Source organism: Streptomyces sp. TAA040 (assembly GCF_000424845.1).
In genome coordinates, this window is sequence record NZ_AUKR01000037.1 from 1 (window position 1) to 14127 (window position 14127).

The following is a 14127-nucleotide window of genomic DNA, read 5'->3' on the forward strand; positions in this document are numbered from 1 at the left end:
CTCCGGCACACCGGCCGCGACCACCGGCGGCCTCTGACAGCTCTGGGCCTTACGTGATCAACCCGGACAGATCGCGATCACGCAATGACCTTGGCCCGCCTGCCCCGCCGTCGGTACCGGAAGCGGATGCCGTCGGTGAGATGGGCGGGTTGTTGCAGCAGTTCATCGACAATCAGAGCCCCAACCCCGCCTACGTGTCCGATCTGGCGTGGAACATTCTCGGGAGTAATGAAGCGCTTCGCCAATGGTTCCCATGGACGGCTCACCAGGCCAATCTCATGCGATGGGCTTTTCTGCGCCCTGAAGCAAAAGAGCAACTGGTGAATTGGCGGGATGAATGGGCGCGCATCTATCTGGGGCAGATCCGGTACGCGAGAATCCAGTTTCCCTGGAACGAGTCATTGCGGCAACTGGAAGCAGATGTCCTGGACGGCAGTCCCGAGGCGCGTGAGATGTGGGATCGTCGCGAGGTGTACGACCATGTGGATGGTGACCTGCGTATGGTCAGGGTCCCGCAGCGTGGCGATGAGCCGGTCCCGGTGCGTATCGTCGCTCTCACCCCGATGCGCAGCCTGCGGCTGCGAGTGATCGTCCTTATGGAGGTCGAGGAGGGCGGTAATCCCTACCTGGACGGACGAGGCGCTAAAAAGCGCTGAGGTCGGAGGAAAAAACTCGGAGAGTTACTCGTCGTCGAGGAGTTCGCTGTTCTCGGATTCGCCTGCGAGTCCTTCCAGTCGTCGAGCCTGCTCGATCACCGAATTGACCATCTGCAGGCTCGACGAGCTGAGCCCGTTGGCCCGCAGGGCGACGCGACGTACGCCTCCGTCGCGCATGGCCGCGACCACCTGGATCTCGGAGCGTGTCTGCTCTGCCACCTGTTCGTCGAAGAAGTAACCCGCCGGAACGCCGAAGAAGGTGGCGAGGGCCCGGATCGTCTGCATCTTCGGGTTCGTGTTCTTCCCGGTTCTGAGCTGCTGGATCGCGCTCGCCGAGATCTCTACTCCGGAGGTCTTCCGGATGCCGTGCGCGACCTCGGCGTAGGTGTAGGGGCCTCGCTCTTGCGGATGCACCTCTCTGAACAGGTACGCGAGTAGCTCCGCGAACGTTCGCTCGCTGTTGTCCGTCACCGCTTCCCCTCTGCCATGGCCTGATCATATCCAGTCCAGTGGTGATGGACTCCAACTCGGGAGTCGCAGACGGCACTGTGGTTGACGCGAGGGCGCAACTGCGGTGTACGTTAAACCCCCGCCTCCACCATTGCAGTGTTGCGCCGCAGGTGAAGTGGGGTGGACTTGTGCCAGGGAGCCTCATATGGTCCTGGTCCCTCGACGGGCGAGCCGCCGAGGGACAGTCCCACGGAGGACACCACAGTCCGAGTTCCGGTTCCGTGTGCACGGAGGGGAGCGGGGCCGACGCCCGGAAGTAGCAGCTTCCGGGCGCCGGGACCGCCACCCCGAAGGGCCGCGGATTCATAACTGGGGCGGGCCGGCTGACCTATTCAACGAGAGCGGCCGTCCGTCCCCACCTACAAGCGAGGGATTATCGCATGCCTGACTTCTCAGGTGGAAGGGCGACCGCTCCGACCTCCGAGAACGACACAGCCGCTGCTGGCTCTCGGCAGCAGCGGCTGGCCGAACTGCTGGCCGACATGGTTCCCGGTGCGCGGACCATCCGCGTCTCACGGCATGAACCGGACCGTAGCTGGCCGAGCCCTTACGCCCGTGCTTACGACGAGCGGGGGCGGCTCCTGACTCTGAACCGCGTCCAGCGCCTGACTGCTGCCCGCTGGGTCATCCGGGTGAGCCCGGAGCTGGACTGGGACGAGCCGCACGACCTCCATCTTGCTTCCGGCATCCTTCGCCCCGCGGCCGAGGGCTACGCAGTCGTGGACGGAGGTCGCTGACCATGGCCCGGATCCGCACCATCAAGCCGGAGGCTTTCGCCTCCGAGTCCCTCGCCGAGGTGTCCCTCACTGCTGAGCGCACGTTCTTCGGGCTGCTCACCCAGGCTGACGATCACGGCCGTTTCCGGGATCAGCCTGCCGTGCTCGCCGGGCTGTTGTGGTCGCTGCGGCCCGAGCACGGGCCGGTCGGCGTCGAGGACGACTTGACCCAGCTCGCGGCGGCCGGTCTCGTCTGCCGCTACGGGGGCGGGGGCGGGGGCGGCAAGCGGTACCTGCACATCGTGAGCTGGCGTCAGCACCAGAAGATCACCCGCAGGGGCGGTGTGCGCCATCCTGCCTGCCCCCACCACGGGGACGGAGCCTCAACGCGCGAGGAGGCAGTGCACATGCAGGACGATGTACCGGAGCCCGCAGTGCAGGCTTATGGGAGCAGCGCTGCCGCCCCGAACGCTTCGCGTCAATCTGCCGTGCCCACCGAAACCCCAGGTCAAGGGGATTGCAGTGAATCCTCACTGCAGACGCAGGTCACATGCAGTGAGCCTGTGCTGCAATCGCATGAGTCTGCAGTGAGCCCGCAGGGTCCGGATCTAGGACCTAGGAACGTGGATCTAGGATCCTCCCCTTCGGGGGGCGCGAGCGCCCCCGCACCGGAGTCCGTCTCCACCCAGCAGCTCATCGGCGAGTACGCCGCTTCCTGTGCACACCGCCCTCCGAGCGGAGTGCTCGGACACCTCGGGCGCGAGGTAGGCAAGCTACTCAAGGAGGGCATCGATCCGCAGCACATCCGTGCCGGGCTGGCTCGCCACCGTGTGAAGGGGCTGCATCCGAGCACTCTGCCGAGCCTGGTGCACGAGGCCATGAACGCCTCGGCCTCGACCGATGGCTTGGTGCGGACGGAATCTGCGAATAACGTGCGCGGCCACCGGGCCTGGGCCAACCCCGCTGACCCTGCCGCCGCCTATGCCGAGGAGCTGTGATGCGCGATACCGACGCCCAGCCCGTCGGCGGCATAGCCCGCCGCCTGACCGGCATCCTCAAGTCCCGGGGCATCGACCCGAACGCTCCGGTGTCCGACGAGGCCGAGCCCAGCCCCGCGCTGGCGGCGGCCCAGGCCCGCATCCCGGCCCGCTACCAGGACGCCGTCGCCGACCACCCTGCCGTCGACGCATGGGTGAACGAGGTTGCTACCGCGGGGCGCCGGGGCCCGGAAGGTGCCCCCGGCATCGCCCAGGGCCGGTCGCTGCTGATCGTCGGCACCACCGGCACGGGCAAGACCCACCAGGCGTACGGCGCAGTCCGCAGCTTGCTGGCTGCCGGGGTGCGACTGCGGTGGAAGGCGACCACTGCCGCCGATCTGTACGCCGAACTGCGGCCCCGCCAAGGCAGCGACGGCGAGCATGAACTCCAGGACCTTGCCCGCTGCCCGCTGCTGATCATCGATGACCTCGGGGCCGCGAAGTCCAGCGATTGGACCGAGGAGATCACGATGCGGCTGATCGACCGCCGCTACACGCAGATGCTCCCGACCCTGGTGACCACCAACCTCGGCATGAGCGAGCTGCGCGCCCACATCGGAGATCGTGTCGCCTCCCGGCTGACCGAGATGACCGACAAGGTCATCCTCGACGGCCCGGACCGCAGAAGGGGCCTGGCCGCCGAGCGCCGGCGCCTCCCCGCCGTCTGACCTTCTCCGCGCGACCAACGGTCCGCCTCCCTTCACGCAACCACCCCCGGGCCGCGCCTGCCCGAACGCGCCCGGGGCCGATCGGAGACACCTGCATGCACCACAACCAGACCGCCGAGCCGCGCACCCTCGGCGACCACACCTGGCACAACCAGGCCGCCTGCCTCTCCACTTCGGCCCACCCCGTGGACCCGGAGATCTTCTTCCCGGAGCCGGATGAGATGGACCGCATCCACGCCGCCAAGGCCGTGTGCGCCCAGTGCCCGGTCCGCCGAACCTGCCTGGACGCCGCCCTGGAGGCGGGAGACCGTGAGGGCGTCCGGGGCGGGATGACCGAGGAGGAACGCGACCCCTTGCACAGCAAGATCCACCTGCGCCTCGACTACGCCCGCGTCAACGCCACCCTGGCCGGGCACGACATCCACCTCACCGATGCCGAACGTCGCGCGGTCACGCGGACCGCGTACCAGAACGGAGTCTCGGCCGAGCACCTCGCCCGCCTGCTGAAGATCACCGAGGAGCACGCGAAGAAGCGCTACCGAGAGCTGCGCCGTGAGATCCGTAACCGCACCGTCAACAGCACCACCAGCGGCCAGACCCTGGCCAACGCTCAGGCCGCCCGCGACGACCTCGGGACGGCCGCGTGACCCACACCGACGCGATACCGGTGCGCATCACCGGCTGGGACCGCGCCGCCATTGTCACCCTCGGAGCAGCTGGGTGCGCGCTGTCCTACGACGCGCTACAGCAGATGGCCGTCGCCATCCACGTCCGGGGACTGCTCACCTACCTCTTTCCCTTCGTCATCGACGGGTTCATCGGCTACGGAGTGCGTGCGGTGCTGGTGATGCGCAGCGCCTCCCTCGGAGCCCGCTGCTACGTGTGGGCTCTCTTCAGTATTGCCACAGCGGCGAGCATCTGGGCCAACGCCTTGCACGCTGTCCGCCTCAACGACCGGGTTCCGAGCGGTGGTGGTCTCCAGCTCGGGGACGCCACGGTCGGTGTGCTGTCCACGCTCGCCCCGCTGGCCCTGGCCGGGGCCGTCCACCTGTACATCCTCATCGCCCGCCGAGCCACACAGCCCGGACACTTGGACACGGCCGGTGCGGACACCTCGGTCGTCCGCACCGAGCGGGGTGCTGCTGCTCACACGGACAGCGAGTCCGGCCGGGGCGCAACGGATAAACCGGACAGTGTCCGGCCGGTCGCCGGTCACCAGCCCTCCGCACTGTCCGCCGGTACCTCCGGTCGTCCGGCGGACACCTGCCCGGAGGACCGGAGCGGACAGCCGGACACCTGCTCCGAAGACGCACCAGAGCACCGTGGACGCGGCGCCGGCCCCGACGGAGATCCGGACGCGAGATCCGGTCATCCCGCCCCGCGGAGGACGCCTACCCCGGGCCGGTCGGTGGGCAACGGCGATGCGGAGACGACCTCCCCGTCCGCGGGTGAGGCCGGGGACTTGCTGCTGATCGCCCGCCGCGCGGTGTCCGAGACCGGGAAGCTGACCCGCCAGGTGGTCGCCGACGCCATCCGGGGGCAGGGGCTCCCGCTGTCCAACGACCGGCTGACCGAGCTGATGCAGCAGCTCCGCACCGAAGCGGGCAACCGGACACTCCGCTCCACCGGCTGACCGCCACGAACCCACCCGGCGGACACCCCGCCCGGACACCGGTCACCCGGACACCGGCAGCGGGGTGTCCGCCCCACCCGGTCACCCCACGGCCCCTCCATCCCTACCGCTTCCATAGGGGAGACCTCCAGTGCGTACCACCCCGCCGTCCACCGAGGAGATCGACGTGTGGCTCGCCGTCCTACGCGCCCATGGCCACCTGGACCGGGCCGAATCCGGTCCCGACGGGAGCTGGACCGTGCGTCGCACATCGTCGAGCGCCCCGCACACGCTGCACCACCCCGTCCTCGCCCTCGACTACATCGCCGCCGTGCTGCGCGACGTCCGCGTCGAAGCTGGAGACATCGCCCGATGACGATCCCGAACACCCCGGCCGCCCCGCCCGGCGGACCGCCGTACAACCAGCCGGCACGAGGCCGAGCAAGCTATACCTTGCGAAACTCCCTCGACGGCCCCGCCGTCGAGGGAGTTTCGCAAGGGCATGCCTCCGCCCCGGGAGGGGCAGAGGATGTCCGGCACCAGGGGGCGCCGGGCCGGACTGCGACCGAGGGCGGACCGCAGCCGGACGAGGAGATGCCGCCGCGCGCCGCCGTCGAGACGCGCATGCGCCCGCGTCTCCGCCAGTCCCAGCAGCGCGACCGCGTGCGAAGCGTCCGTCTGACCGCCGACGAACTCACCGACGCCCAACGCGCCGCCGAGGCGATGGGCCTGCGGGTCGCCGGGTTTCTCGCCGACGCCGCGGTCGCTGTGGCCCGTGCCCAGGACGGTCCGCACACCTGGCTGATGGACCAGCGCACCGTCGTCGCAGAGCTGATGCGCGCTTCCGCTCAACTCGCTCGCGTCGGCAACAACCTCAACCAAGTCGCCAAGGCACTCAACAGCGGTGGCGAGGCCCCGCACCTCGAAGACGCCCTCGCCCGCGTGCTGCGCGCCGCCGCCCGCGTCGAAGCCTCCGCCACCGAGATCGCGAAGCGCTGACCGCCGTGGTGCCCGACATCTCCCTCGGCGGCCGTACCTACGGCCTGCTGGCCTACCTCTACGGTCCCGGCCGCCACGATGAACACCTCGACCCGCATCTGATCGCCTCCTGGCAGCCGGAGCTGGCCCCCGACCCGGGACGCAATCCGCAGGTAACGCTCAAGCAGTTGCAGGAGCGCCTCGACCTGCCGGTTCAAGCCGTGCCGGAGCACCGCCGACCGACACGGCACGTGTGGCACTGCCCGGTCCGTGCCGACCCCGGCGACCGGCACCTGAGCGACACCGAGTGGGCCGAGGTCGCCCGCCGGGTCGTGCACGCCACCGGTATTGCCGAAGAAGGAGACGACCAAGCCTGCCGGTGGGCCGCCGTACGCCACGCGGACGATCACATCCATATCGTCGCCACCCTCAAGCGCGAGGACGGCCGCTCCCCGCGTCGGCACGACGACTACAACCGTGCCCAGGCCGAATGCCGTCGGATCGAGAAGGACTTCGGCCTGCGCCAGCTCAACCCTGGCGATGGCACTGCCGCGAAGCGGCCCACCAGCGCCGAGCGCGCCAAGTCCGAACGCGCAGGCCGTACCGCCACCGCCCGCGAACTCCTGCGCGACCACGTCCGTCAGGCCATGGCAGGCGCCGCTGACGAAGCCGAGTTCTTCGACCGGCTGACGCAGGCCGGAGTCCGCATCGACCGACGGCTCGCCCCCTCCGGCGACGTTCTCGGCTACAAGGTCGCCCTCCCCGGCGACCGCAACCGCGCGGGCGAGCCGATCTGGTTTCCCGGCTCCCGCCTCGCCCCCGACCTCTCCCTGCCCAAGATCCGCAGGCGCCTCGGCAGCCCGGAAGATGCCGGCGCCCCGCCCGCCGATAGCCGCCCCCGCCAACGTGACGGACCGGCGCGCGCCCGCCGCGACGCCACAGGCATCGTGGAGCGCACCACCACGGCCTACGCCGATGATGAGGACGAAGCCGAGGCCGCCGCGCAGCTCTCAGGACTCGGCGAAGTCCTCGACGCCCTCGCCCAGACCTCTCCGGCCTCCACCCGGCAGCAGGCGACCGAAGCAGCCCGCGCCTTCGAACGCGCCACCCGCTTCCACACCCGCGCCGAACGCGCCGACGACCGAGCCGTCCGCTCCGCCGCACGCGGCATCATCCAGGCCGGCAACGCCCTGGGACGAGGCGAGGACGGCGGCACCACCGCCATGCTTCTGTCCACCCTGGTCCTGGCCACCATCGCCGCCGCCCGCTGGCACACCGCCCGCCGGCACCACCAGCAAGCGGCCGCAGCCCGGCGGGCCGCCGACCAGCTCCGGGCCGCCTACCAAACTGCCGCGACCCCACCCATGCGTACGATGCGCGCCCACGGTCGACGCCTGCCCGAGCACGTACGGACCCGCCATACCGGCACGGTCGAAGCCGCCCTTCCCGGCCGCATCGGCAGTCTTCGCCGTGAGGGCGGATGGGACGCGCTGGTCGCCACCCTCAACCAGGCCGAGCGCGCCGGGCACGACCCCGAAGCACTGCTCCACGAGGCTGTCGAATGGCGCGAGCTGGACTCCGCCGACCGCGTCACCGACGTCCTCGTCTGGCGTCTGCGGCGCCTCGGACGGCTCCCCGCGGACCCGTCACAGCCTCGCGCCGGCACCCGCACCACAAAACAACAGCCCCAGCCAGCACGGACACACGCCGCCACCCCGACGACACAGAATTCCGCCGCTCTTGAGCACCGGCGACGAAGGCGCTGAAGGCACGGCACAAAGGGCTGGACGAGGCCGGCCTCGCCTGTTAGGGCTGGTCAGAGGAACACAAGGAGCCGATGCGCATGACCACCGAAGAACTCCACCACTCCAGAACCACCCTCCCGGAGACGGCATCCGGCGACCACCCGCTGCTGCGACTGCAAGAAGCGAGCGAACCGGACGACTCCATCTGGACCTACACCACCACCCACCCGGGCCCGATCACCATCACCGGCATCACCGTGATGTGCGCGAAGTGCGGCGCCCGCCGCGACTGGATGGTCATCTGCGACCGCCGCAACCAGATCTTCCTCCGCTGCCGCTGCGCCCATGAGTGGAACGAGCCCGAGCTGACCCGCGTCGACTACCAGCCATGGCAGGCGAAGGCGGCCGAAAGTACCCCAGCCTCGACGCAGTCGTACGGGACGCCGGATACGACGGCACGCTGGCCGGCACCTATCTCCCCGACGACCTCAACGCTGGCACGTGCGGGTGATGATGCGGAGGCGCAGAGATCCAGGCCTGGTGTGTCTGTGATCATACTCGGTTCGGAGCGTGGGCACTGGTCATCGCCTGCTGGTCGCTGTTGCCTGCCGCATCGGCCTCCCGAGATGTCAGCGCCCTCCGCCATAATCGAGGCACCGTCTTCAACGAAGGACCTCATCTCTGTGACGATCACCCAGCACGAGCTCGAATCCCGGCTGTGGGACGCCGCGAACGCGCTCCGCGGCCCCGTCGACCCCGCTGACTTCAAGACTTACGTCTTCCCCATGCTGTTCTGGAAGTGGATCAGCGACACCTGGGCCCACGAGCACGACGCGGCGTTCGATGAGTACGGCGACGACCTCGACGACGAGATCGAGGCCGACTTCCACCGGTTCGAGCTGCCCGAGGGCACGTTGTGGAGCGAGGTCACCGTGAAGGTCACAAACCTCGGCGCGGAGATCGCGAAGACCTTCCAGCGAATCGAAATGGCCAACCCCCGCTCGCTCGCCGGCGTCTTCGGCGACGCCTCGTGGGGCAACCAGGAGCGTATCCCGGAGTCGGCCCTGCTGGGGCTCATCCGAGCGTTCAACAAGATCACGCTCAACCCGTCGACAGTCTCGCACGATTTGCTCGGCGCGGGCTATGAGTACTTGCTGAAGAACTTCGCCGACGAGTCGGGCAAGAAGGCCGGCGAGTTCTTCATCCCCCGTGATGAGGTTCCCCCGTTGTGCGGGAGTCGCTGATCAGCTGGTCAGGCCGGGTTGATGGGTGTTCAGGTTCGCTTGTTCGGCCGTCGCCTGGTCGGCGTAGTGCCGTTCCTCGAACTCGATGGGGCTGAGGTAGCCGAGGCGTTTCTGGATGCGTCGGCTGTTGTAGAAGCCGTCGATGTACTCGAAGAGGGCGAGGTTCGCCTCGGCACGTGTGGCGAGGACGCGCCCGCGCACGCACTCGGTCTTGATCAGCATCCACAGGTTTTCCGCGAGGGCGTTGTCGTAGGAGTCCCCGACGGAGCCCATGGAAGCGTCAACTCCAGCGCGTAGCAGCCGGGTTGTCAGCTTGATGGACGTGTACTGGCAGCCGTGATCAGCATGGTGGATCAGCTTGCCGGGCTCGGTCTCGCGACTGGAGAGTGCGTACTCCAGCGTCGTGAGGACCAGGTCGGCATCCGCGCGGGCGGAGGTCTCCCAGGCGACGACCCGGCGGGAGAAGGCGTCGCGGATCGCCGAGAGCCACAGCGGGCCCTCGCCGGTGGGGATCATCGTCAGGTCGGTGACCCACAACCGGTTCGGCGCCGGAGCTGTGAAGTTCCGGTTCACCAGGTCCGGGGCCAGGGTGGCCTGGGGATCGCGGCGTGTGAAGCCCTTGCGGCGTGGACTCACGCCTGCGATATCGGCCTCGCGCATCAGGCGCTCGACCCGTTTGCGGCCTACCTGGGTACCCTCGCGCCTGAGGGTGGCGTGCACGCGTGGCGAGCCGTAGTTGCCGCCGGATTCCTCGTGGATCTCCTTGATCCGCGCGGTCAGCTCGACATCGCGGCGCCGCCGCTCGCACGGCGCCTCCTCGGCGCGGCGCCAGCGGTAATACGTGGTGGAGGGGATGCGCAGTTCCCGAAGTACGCACTCGACTCCCAGGCGGGGATGCTCGTCAACGAGCGCCGTCACCTGGTCCGGGTCGGGTCGAGTTGCGCCGCGAAAAACGCGGAGGCCGTCCGCAGGACGTCGTTGGCACGCCTGAGCTGGACATTCTCCTTACGCAGGGCCACCAGTTCGGCACGCTCGTCGGTGGTGAGACGGTCGTCGCGCTCGCCGGCGTCCGCCTCGGCCTGCCGGATCCAGCCGCGCAGAGCCTCCGGGTGCACGCCGAGGTCGACGGCCAGCTTCTTGATCTGCGGCTTCGGCTCGGTAGCCCGGTACATCCGTACCGCACGCTCACGCAACTCCAGCGAGTATTTCCGGGGTGCAGCCATGGTCGATGTTCCTCTCATGAGTCCCATCCGACCTGCCGTCAACCAACTCCGCATCTCGGGGGAACCTCATGAGGTCGTGAACCTGCTCGTCGGGATCCTCCAGCCTGAGCCGGGCGAGTCCGTCTACGACCCGGCCTGCGGCTCCGGCGGGATGCTTGTCGCAACGATCAACCAGCTGCGCGAGTCCGGCAAGGATCACCGCACGCTCAGGGCGTACGGCCAGGAAATTAATCTGACGACGGCCTCGATCGCCCGGATGAACTTGTTCCTACACGAGATCGAGGACTTCGACATCAAGCGCGGAGACACCCTTCGCGCTCCGGCTTTCAAGGCCACTAGCCTCGAAGTTTCATGAGCGTCCTCGTCGGCTGTGCTGACGAGGACGTTTTGTGTTCCGGTCCGGTTTGCAGCGGCAGGTCAGGCTGGTGGCCCGGCTGTTGCGTCGGGTGAGCGCCGGGTTCCACGGCTCCGGTGTGGGCTGCTGGTCGTAGGTGCAGGTCGTTGCTGCTGGTCAGCCGGGGTTCGGGAGAAGCTGGAGGCGCTCGAACGCGTCGGTGATGATGTGGGTCCAGGGCCAGTGGCCGGCGAGTCTGAGCCGTCTGGTTCGGCCGGTGGTGACCAGTTGGGCGTCGGCGGAGAACAGCCGCAGTCGCAGGCGGCGGGGTTCCCAGCGGCGGGGTTCGCCGGTCAGGGCGAGCATCGGCATCCAGGCCAGCAACTCGCCGGCGAGTTGGACGATCTCCAGCCAGATCCGGTTCTGCGCGGCCCGGTGAAGGGGCAGGTTGCGCAGTCCGGTCGCGCGGGCGGCGCGGACGCGGTCCTCGGCCCGGGCTCGCTGCCGGTGCCGTAGTTCCAGCTGGGCGATCGGAGTATCGGGGGTGTTGGTGGCACATGCGGTGAGCCGTAGTCCGTCGGCGTCGGTGAAGCGCAACTGAGCGCCGGGGTGAGGCCGTTCCTTGCGGACGATGAGCCGCATGCCCTTCGGCCAGCCCTTGAGGCAGTCTCCGGCCAGCTCGGCGACCCAGGCCCCGTCACGTAGCTGGCCGCCTGGTTCGACGGCCGGAGTCCAAGCCTGCTGCGGGATCTTCAGGACGGCTGCGTGGATGGCGTCGGTGATGGTCATCCCGACGGAGTAGGACAGCCACCGGCCTCGCTGGGCCAGCCAGGCGACGAAGGCGTGGGTGCCGCCACCGGAGTCGGTGCGGATCAGTGTCCGGCGTCCGCGCCGGTACTTCGCCGGCAGCTGGGCCAGGGCGAGCCTGGCGGTCTCGATGTGGTCGCTTGCGGTGTTGGAACCGGCGTTGCCCGGCCGCAGCAGCCCGGCGACCGGCTCACCGCCACCTTCGCTCCCGTGGTCGACGAAGGCCGGCAGCGGGTGGTGCCCGAAGGTGCGCTTCCACGTCGCGGCCGCGTCCTGCTTCTCCGAGTGCGCCAGCACCAGGACGCCGTCGATATCGACGATGACCTGACCGTCGGCGTGCGGAGCCTTCCGGCCAGCCAACCGCCATACCCGGTCGCGTACTTCGGCGCGGGCTGTGCGTATCGCCGTCAGAGCCTTCGGACCTGCGGCGGCGAGGGTATCGATCAGGCGGGAGACGGTCGGGTCGGAGGCCACGCGCCCGAACACCGCCGGTTCGGACCGCAGCACCCCGATGTCGGCCAGGCAGTCCCCACCGAGCGATACCGCCAGCGCCAGATCACACAGCAACTTCCCCGGGTCGTGGACCGCACGAGGACGGCGCCACAGCGCCAGGGCATCCGACATCGCCTGGTCCAGCCCGGTCTTGCGGACGGCCTCGACCAGCAGCACGCCGCCGGACTGCGAGACCACACCCCGACCGCCGCCCTCGACGCGGAAACGCGGGTAGGACCCGATACGCTTCATCACCTGAGAAGTGCTTCTTTCGTGCGGCCAACAGGACTCTCGACAAGCCCTATCGTCGCAGGTCAGGAGCACTTCTCGCTTATCTGATCACCCCTCGGACAGCCCACCTCGTGAAAGCGCGAGGCTAACTTGCCGAGAAAGCCAGGGGGTCACCTTATGAACACCAGTCCCACCACCGAAGCCCAGGGAGCCAAACCCGCCGAAGAACGTACCGGCGGTTGTCTGTGCGGCCGTATCCGCTTCACCACCCGAGGTCCGGCCCTCTTCCCGCACACCTGTTTCTGCCACCACTGTCAAAGGCTTGGCGGCTCGCCGGTGATGTGGTGGGTGGGATTTGAGACGGTCACCTGGACCGGTGAGGGCGGCGAGCCGACCTGGTACGAGACCTTCGAAGGCAAGGCGAAACGCGGCTTCTGCCCGACCTGCGGCAGCCGCCTTGCGGCGATCGATGGCGACATCCCGGAGATTGGCATCAACGTCACCGCTCTCCACGACACCTGCAGCCCAGACCTCGTGCCGATCCACGCGTCCTTCCGAGGCAACGCCGTGCACTGGCTGCCACCGGTGCCGGAGAACAAGCACAGCACGGCCGGCTGACCGACCAAACCGCCCATTGAGCGGTGTGCATCGTGAAGTTGCAGGTCGTGGGGCTGGTGTGCGGGCGTCTTGTCGTGCTCGTGCTGGTCGGCGGCCGGTGTCCACGGTGAAGATCGTCTGTCAGGGCGGCCGGGGCGGTTCTCGGGTTCTGCTGCGCCTGTTGTGAGGGTCCGCCTACGATCCGTCGCCATGCCGGTACGGCACCCGGATCGCGGGGAGGGAGCGGGTATGTCCGAGTTGGAGCGGATCACGGCTCGTCGGAGCGAGCTGGACGTGCTCGCCGAGGAGTTGGGCAAGCGGCTTGGCAAGGTCGAGGCGGAGCGGGAGGAGTTGGTGATCGCCGAGCGGGTGCTGCTCCGGCTGGCCGAGCAGGACCGGGCCGAGGTGGAGGCCGCCGTCGCGGTGGCTCCGGTTAAAGCGCAGGTGGCGGGGCGTGCGGTGCTGCTGATCCCGCACCGTGGCGATGACCCGGACGAGACCGCGCTGCCCGATGACTACCGCAAAATTCTGGCGATCGTTCGGGCCGCCGATGGTCCGGTGCAGGTCAGGACGGTGGGCGAGGAGCTGGGCCTTGATGTGGGGTTTCGCGGGAAGCTGGAGCCGCTGCGGGCGAAGATGACCAAGCTCGCCGATCGTGGCTGGCTGCACAAGCGACCCGATGGGCGGTTCACCGCACGCCGGTAGCCGCACCGGGGCGATGATGGTCGGGGCGTAACCGGCGGGCCCCCGGCGGCAGTTGAGTTTGGTGTGAAGAAAAACAACCCTCACGCCGAGGGCCCTGACGGCCTTGTCTACACCGCCCGCCTGCCGCTGTCGAGCGCCACCCTGAACTATCTCGCCACCCTGATACGCGGCCACTGCAAGAAGATCGGCTCACGGTGGCGGGCCCTGGCTCCGGGGAAGATCGCGGGGATCGTGCTGGCGGTGCTGCGCTGTGACCAGCGGCCCGGCGATCTGGCCGGCGGGAACGGGGTGCACCGCACCACCGTCACCCGCTGGGTCCGCGAGGTCGTCGGCCTGCTGGCCGCCCGCGCCCCGCGCCTGGACCGCGCCTTGAAGAAGATCGCCCGAAAGGGTGGTGGGATCGTACTGCTGGACGGTTCGCTGATACGCACCCGGCGGCGCACCGGAACAGCGAACCGGAAGAACTATTCCGGCAAGCATAAATGCCACGGCCTGCTCGTGATCGCACTCACCGACGACAAGGGCCGTCTGGCATGGGTCTCCGCGGTGCGGCCCGGTCGGACCTCGGAGAT

18 protein-coding genes are annotated in these 14127 nt (G+C 68.9%); 14 read left to right on the forward strand and 4 right to left on the reverse strand.

Translation table 11 applies throughout. The features are described 5' to 3' along the window. On the forward strand, positions 1-656 hold a 656-nt coding region (locus tag H300_RS28305), incomplete at its 5' end, for an MmyB family transcriptional regulator (protein WP_486583976.1). Between the two features lie 24 nt (positions 657-680). Here H300_RS28305 and H300_RS0120705 read toward each other — a convergent pair. Then, on the reverse strand, positions 681-1127 hold the full coding sequence (locus tag H300_RS0120705; RefSeq protein WP_028428925.1) for a transcriptional regulator: 447 nt from the start codon (positions 1125-1127) through the stop codon (positions 681-683). Positions 1128-1546: 419 nt separating this feature from the next. On the opposite strand from H300_RS0120705, the gene H300_RS0120710 reads away from it, so the two are divergent. From H300_RS0120710 to H300_RS32680, 9 genes are all read left to right on the forward strand, one after another. Then, positions 1547-1903 carry a hypothetical protein gene (locus tag H300_RS0120710; protein WP_199779227.1) on the forward strand — a complete coding sequence of 119 codons (357 nt, stop codon included), beginning with the start codon at positions 1547-1549 and terminating at the stop codon, positions 1901-1903. A 2-nt stretch (positions 1904-1905) separates the two neighbouring features. Beyond that, a complete protein-coding gene (locus H300_RS0120715; protein ID WP_028428927.1) occupies positions 1906-2880 on the forward strand; it encodes a hypothetical protein in 975 nt (324 codons plus the stop codon). Next, on the forward strand, positions 2880-3587 hold the full coding sequence (locus tag H300_RS0120720) for an ATP-binding protein (RefSeq protein ID WP_028428928.1): 708 nt from the start codon (positions 2880-2882) through the stop codon (positions 3585-3587). Before H300_RS0120715 ends, H300_RS0120720 begins: the two co-directional genes overlap by 1 nt. Positions 3588-3682: 95 nt before the next feature. Next, positions 3683-4234, forward strand: coding sequence for a WhiB family transcriptional regulator (locus H300_RS0120725; RefSeq protein ID WP_028428929.1), 552 nt, complete (start codon positions 3683-3685; stop codon positions 4232-4234). Beyond that, a complete protein-coding gene (locus H300_RS0120730) occupies positions 4231-5220 on the forward strand; it encodes a DUF2637 domain-containing protein (protein WP_028428930.1) in 990 nt (329 codons plus the stop codon). The genes H300_RS0120725 and H300_RS0120730 overlap by 4 nt, the downstream gene beginning before the upstream one ends. A gap of 130 nt (positions 5221-5350) precedes the next feature. Then, positions 5351-5575 carry a hypothetical protein gene (locus tag H300_RS0120735; protein WP_028428931.1) on the forward strand — a complete coding sequence of 75 codons (225 nt, stop codon included), beginning with the start codon at positions 5351-5353 and terminating at the stop codon, positions 5573-5575. A 287-nt stretch (positions 5576-5862) separates the two neighbouring features. Further along, positions 5863-6198, forward strand: coding sequence for a plasmid mobilization relaxosome protein MobC (mobC, locus tag H300_RS31245; RefSeq protein WP_486583977.1), 336 nt, complete (start codon positions 5863-5865; stop codon positions 6196-6198). Between the two features lie 5 nt (positions 6199-6203). Further along, the gene (locus tag H300_RS0120745) at positions 6204-7943 is read left to right on the forward strand and encodes a relaxase/mobilization nuclease domain-containing protein (RefSeq protein WP_028428933.1); all 1740 of its coding nucleotides are present in this window, start codon (positions 6204-6206) and stop codon (positions 7941-7943) included. A 77-nt stretch (positions 7944-8020) separates the two neighbouring features. Then, positions 8021-9166 (forward strand): type I restriction-modification system subunit M N-terminal domain-containing protein, encoded by a 1146-nt coding sequence (locus H300_RS32680; RefSeq protein WP_486583978.1) that lies wholly within the window; start codon positions 8021-8023, stop codon positions 9164-9166. Here the strand turns inward: H300_RS32680 and H300_RS0120765 are convergent, their stop codons facing one another. Both H300_RS0120765 and H300_RS0120770 read right to left on the reverse strand, forming a co-directional pair. Next, positions 9167-10084 carry an IS3 family transposase gene (locus H300_RS0120765; protein ID WP_028428935.1) on the reverse strand — a complete coding sequence of 306 codons (918 nt, stop codon included), beginning with the start codon at positions 10082-10084 and terminating at the stop codon, positions 9167-9169. Continuing rightward, on the reverse strand, positions 10081-10389 hold the full coding sequence (locus H300_RS0120770; protein ID WP_028428936.1) for a transposase: 309 nt from the start codon (positions 10387-10389) through the stop codon (positions 10081-10083). The genes H300_RS0120765 and H300_RS0120770 overlap by 4 nt, the downstream gene beginning before the upstream one ends. A 76-nt stretch (positions 10390-10465) precedes the next feature. Between H300_RS0120770 and H300_RS0120775 the strand changes: the two genes are divergently transcribed. Then, positions 10466-10744, forward strand: coding sequence for an N-6 DNA methylase (locus H300_RS0120775; RefSeq protein WP_028428937.1), 279 nt, complete (start codon positions 10466-10468; stop codon positions 10742-10744). 156 nt (positions 10745-10900) lie between these two features. On the opposite strand, the gene H300_RS0120780 is transcribed toward H300_RS0120775, so the two are convergent. Further along, the gene (locus H300_RS0120780) at positions 10901-12277 is read right to left on the reverse strand and encodes an IS1380 family transposase (protein ID WP_028428938.1); all 1377 of its coding nucleotides are present in this window, start codon (positions 12275-12277) and stop codon (positions 10901-10903) included. 153 nt (positions 12278-12430) lie between these two features. Here H300_RS0120780 and H300_RS0120785 point away from each other — a divergent pair, with 153 nt between their 5' ends. The 3 genes from H300_RS0120785 to H300_RS28315 all read left to right on the forward strand — a co-directional run. Further along, a complete protein-coding gene (locus H300_RS0120785; RefSeq protein WP_028428939.1) occupies positions 12431-12871 on the forward strand; it encodes a GFA family protein in 441 nt (146 codons plus the stop codon). 228 nt (positions 12872-13099) lie between these two features. After that, positions 13100-13555 (forward strand): hypothetical protein, encoded by a 456-nt coding sequence (locus H300_RS31955; RefSeq protein WP_028428940.1) that lies wholly within the window; start codon positions 13100-13102, stop codon positions 13553-13555. Positions 13556-13618: 63 nt separating this feature from the next. After that, on the forward strand, positions 13619-14127 hold a 509-nt coding region (locus tag H300_RS28315; protein WP_037981279.1), incomplete at its 3' end, for a transposase family protein.

Excerpts from the sequence above, each read along its gene's own strand:
- H300_RS0120710 (WP_199779227.1), top strand. The coding sequence starts at position 1,547 with ATGCCTGACTTCTCAGGTGGAAGGGCGACCGCTCCGACCTCCGAGAAC.
- H300_RS0120715 (WP_028428927.1), top strand. The coding sequence starts at position 1,906 with ATGGCCCGGATCCGCACCATCAAGCCGGAGGCTTTCGCCTCCGAGTCC.
- H300_RS0120720 (WP_028428928.1), top strand. The coding sequence starts at position 2,880 with ATGCGCGATACCGACGCCCAGCCCGTCGGCGGCATAGCCCGCCGCCTG.
- H300_RS0120725 (WP_028428929.1), top strand. The coding sequence starts at position 3,683 with ATGCACCACAACCAGACCGCCGAGCCGCGCACCCTCGGCGACCACACC.
- H300_RS32680 (WP_486583978.1), top strand. The coding sequence starts at position 8,021 with ATGACCACCGAAGAACTCCACCACTCCAGAACCACCCTCCCGGAGACG.
- H300_RS0120770 (WP_028428936.1), bottom strand. The coding sequence starts at position 10,389 with ATGGCTGCACCCCGGAAATACTCGCTGGAGTTGCGTGAGCGTGCGGTA.
- H300_RS0120785 (WP_028428939.1), top strand. The coding sequence starts at position 12,431 with ATGAACACCAGTCCCACCACCGAAGCCCAGGGAGCCAAACCCGCCGAA.
- H300_RS31955 (WP_028428940.1), top strand. The coding sequence starts at position 13,100 with ATGTCCGAGTTGGAGCGGATCACGGCTCGTCGGAGCGAGCTGGACGTG.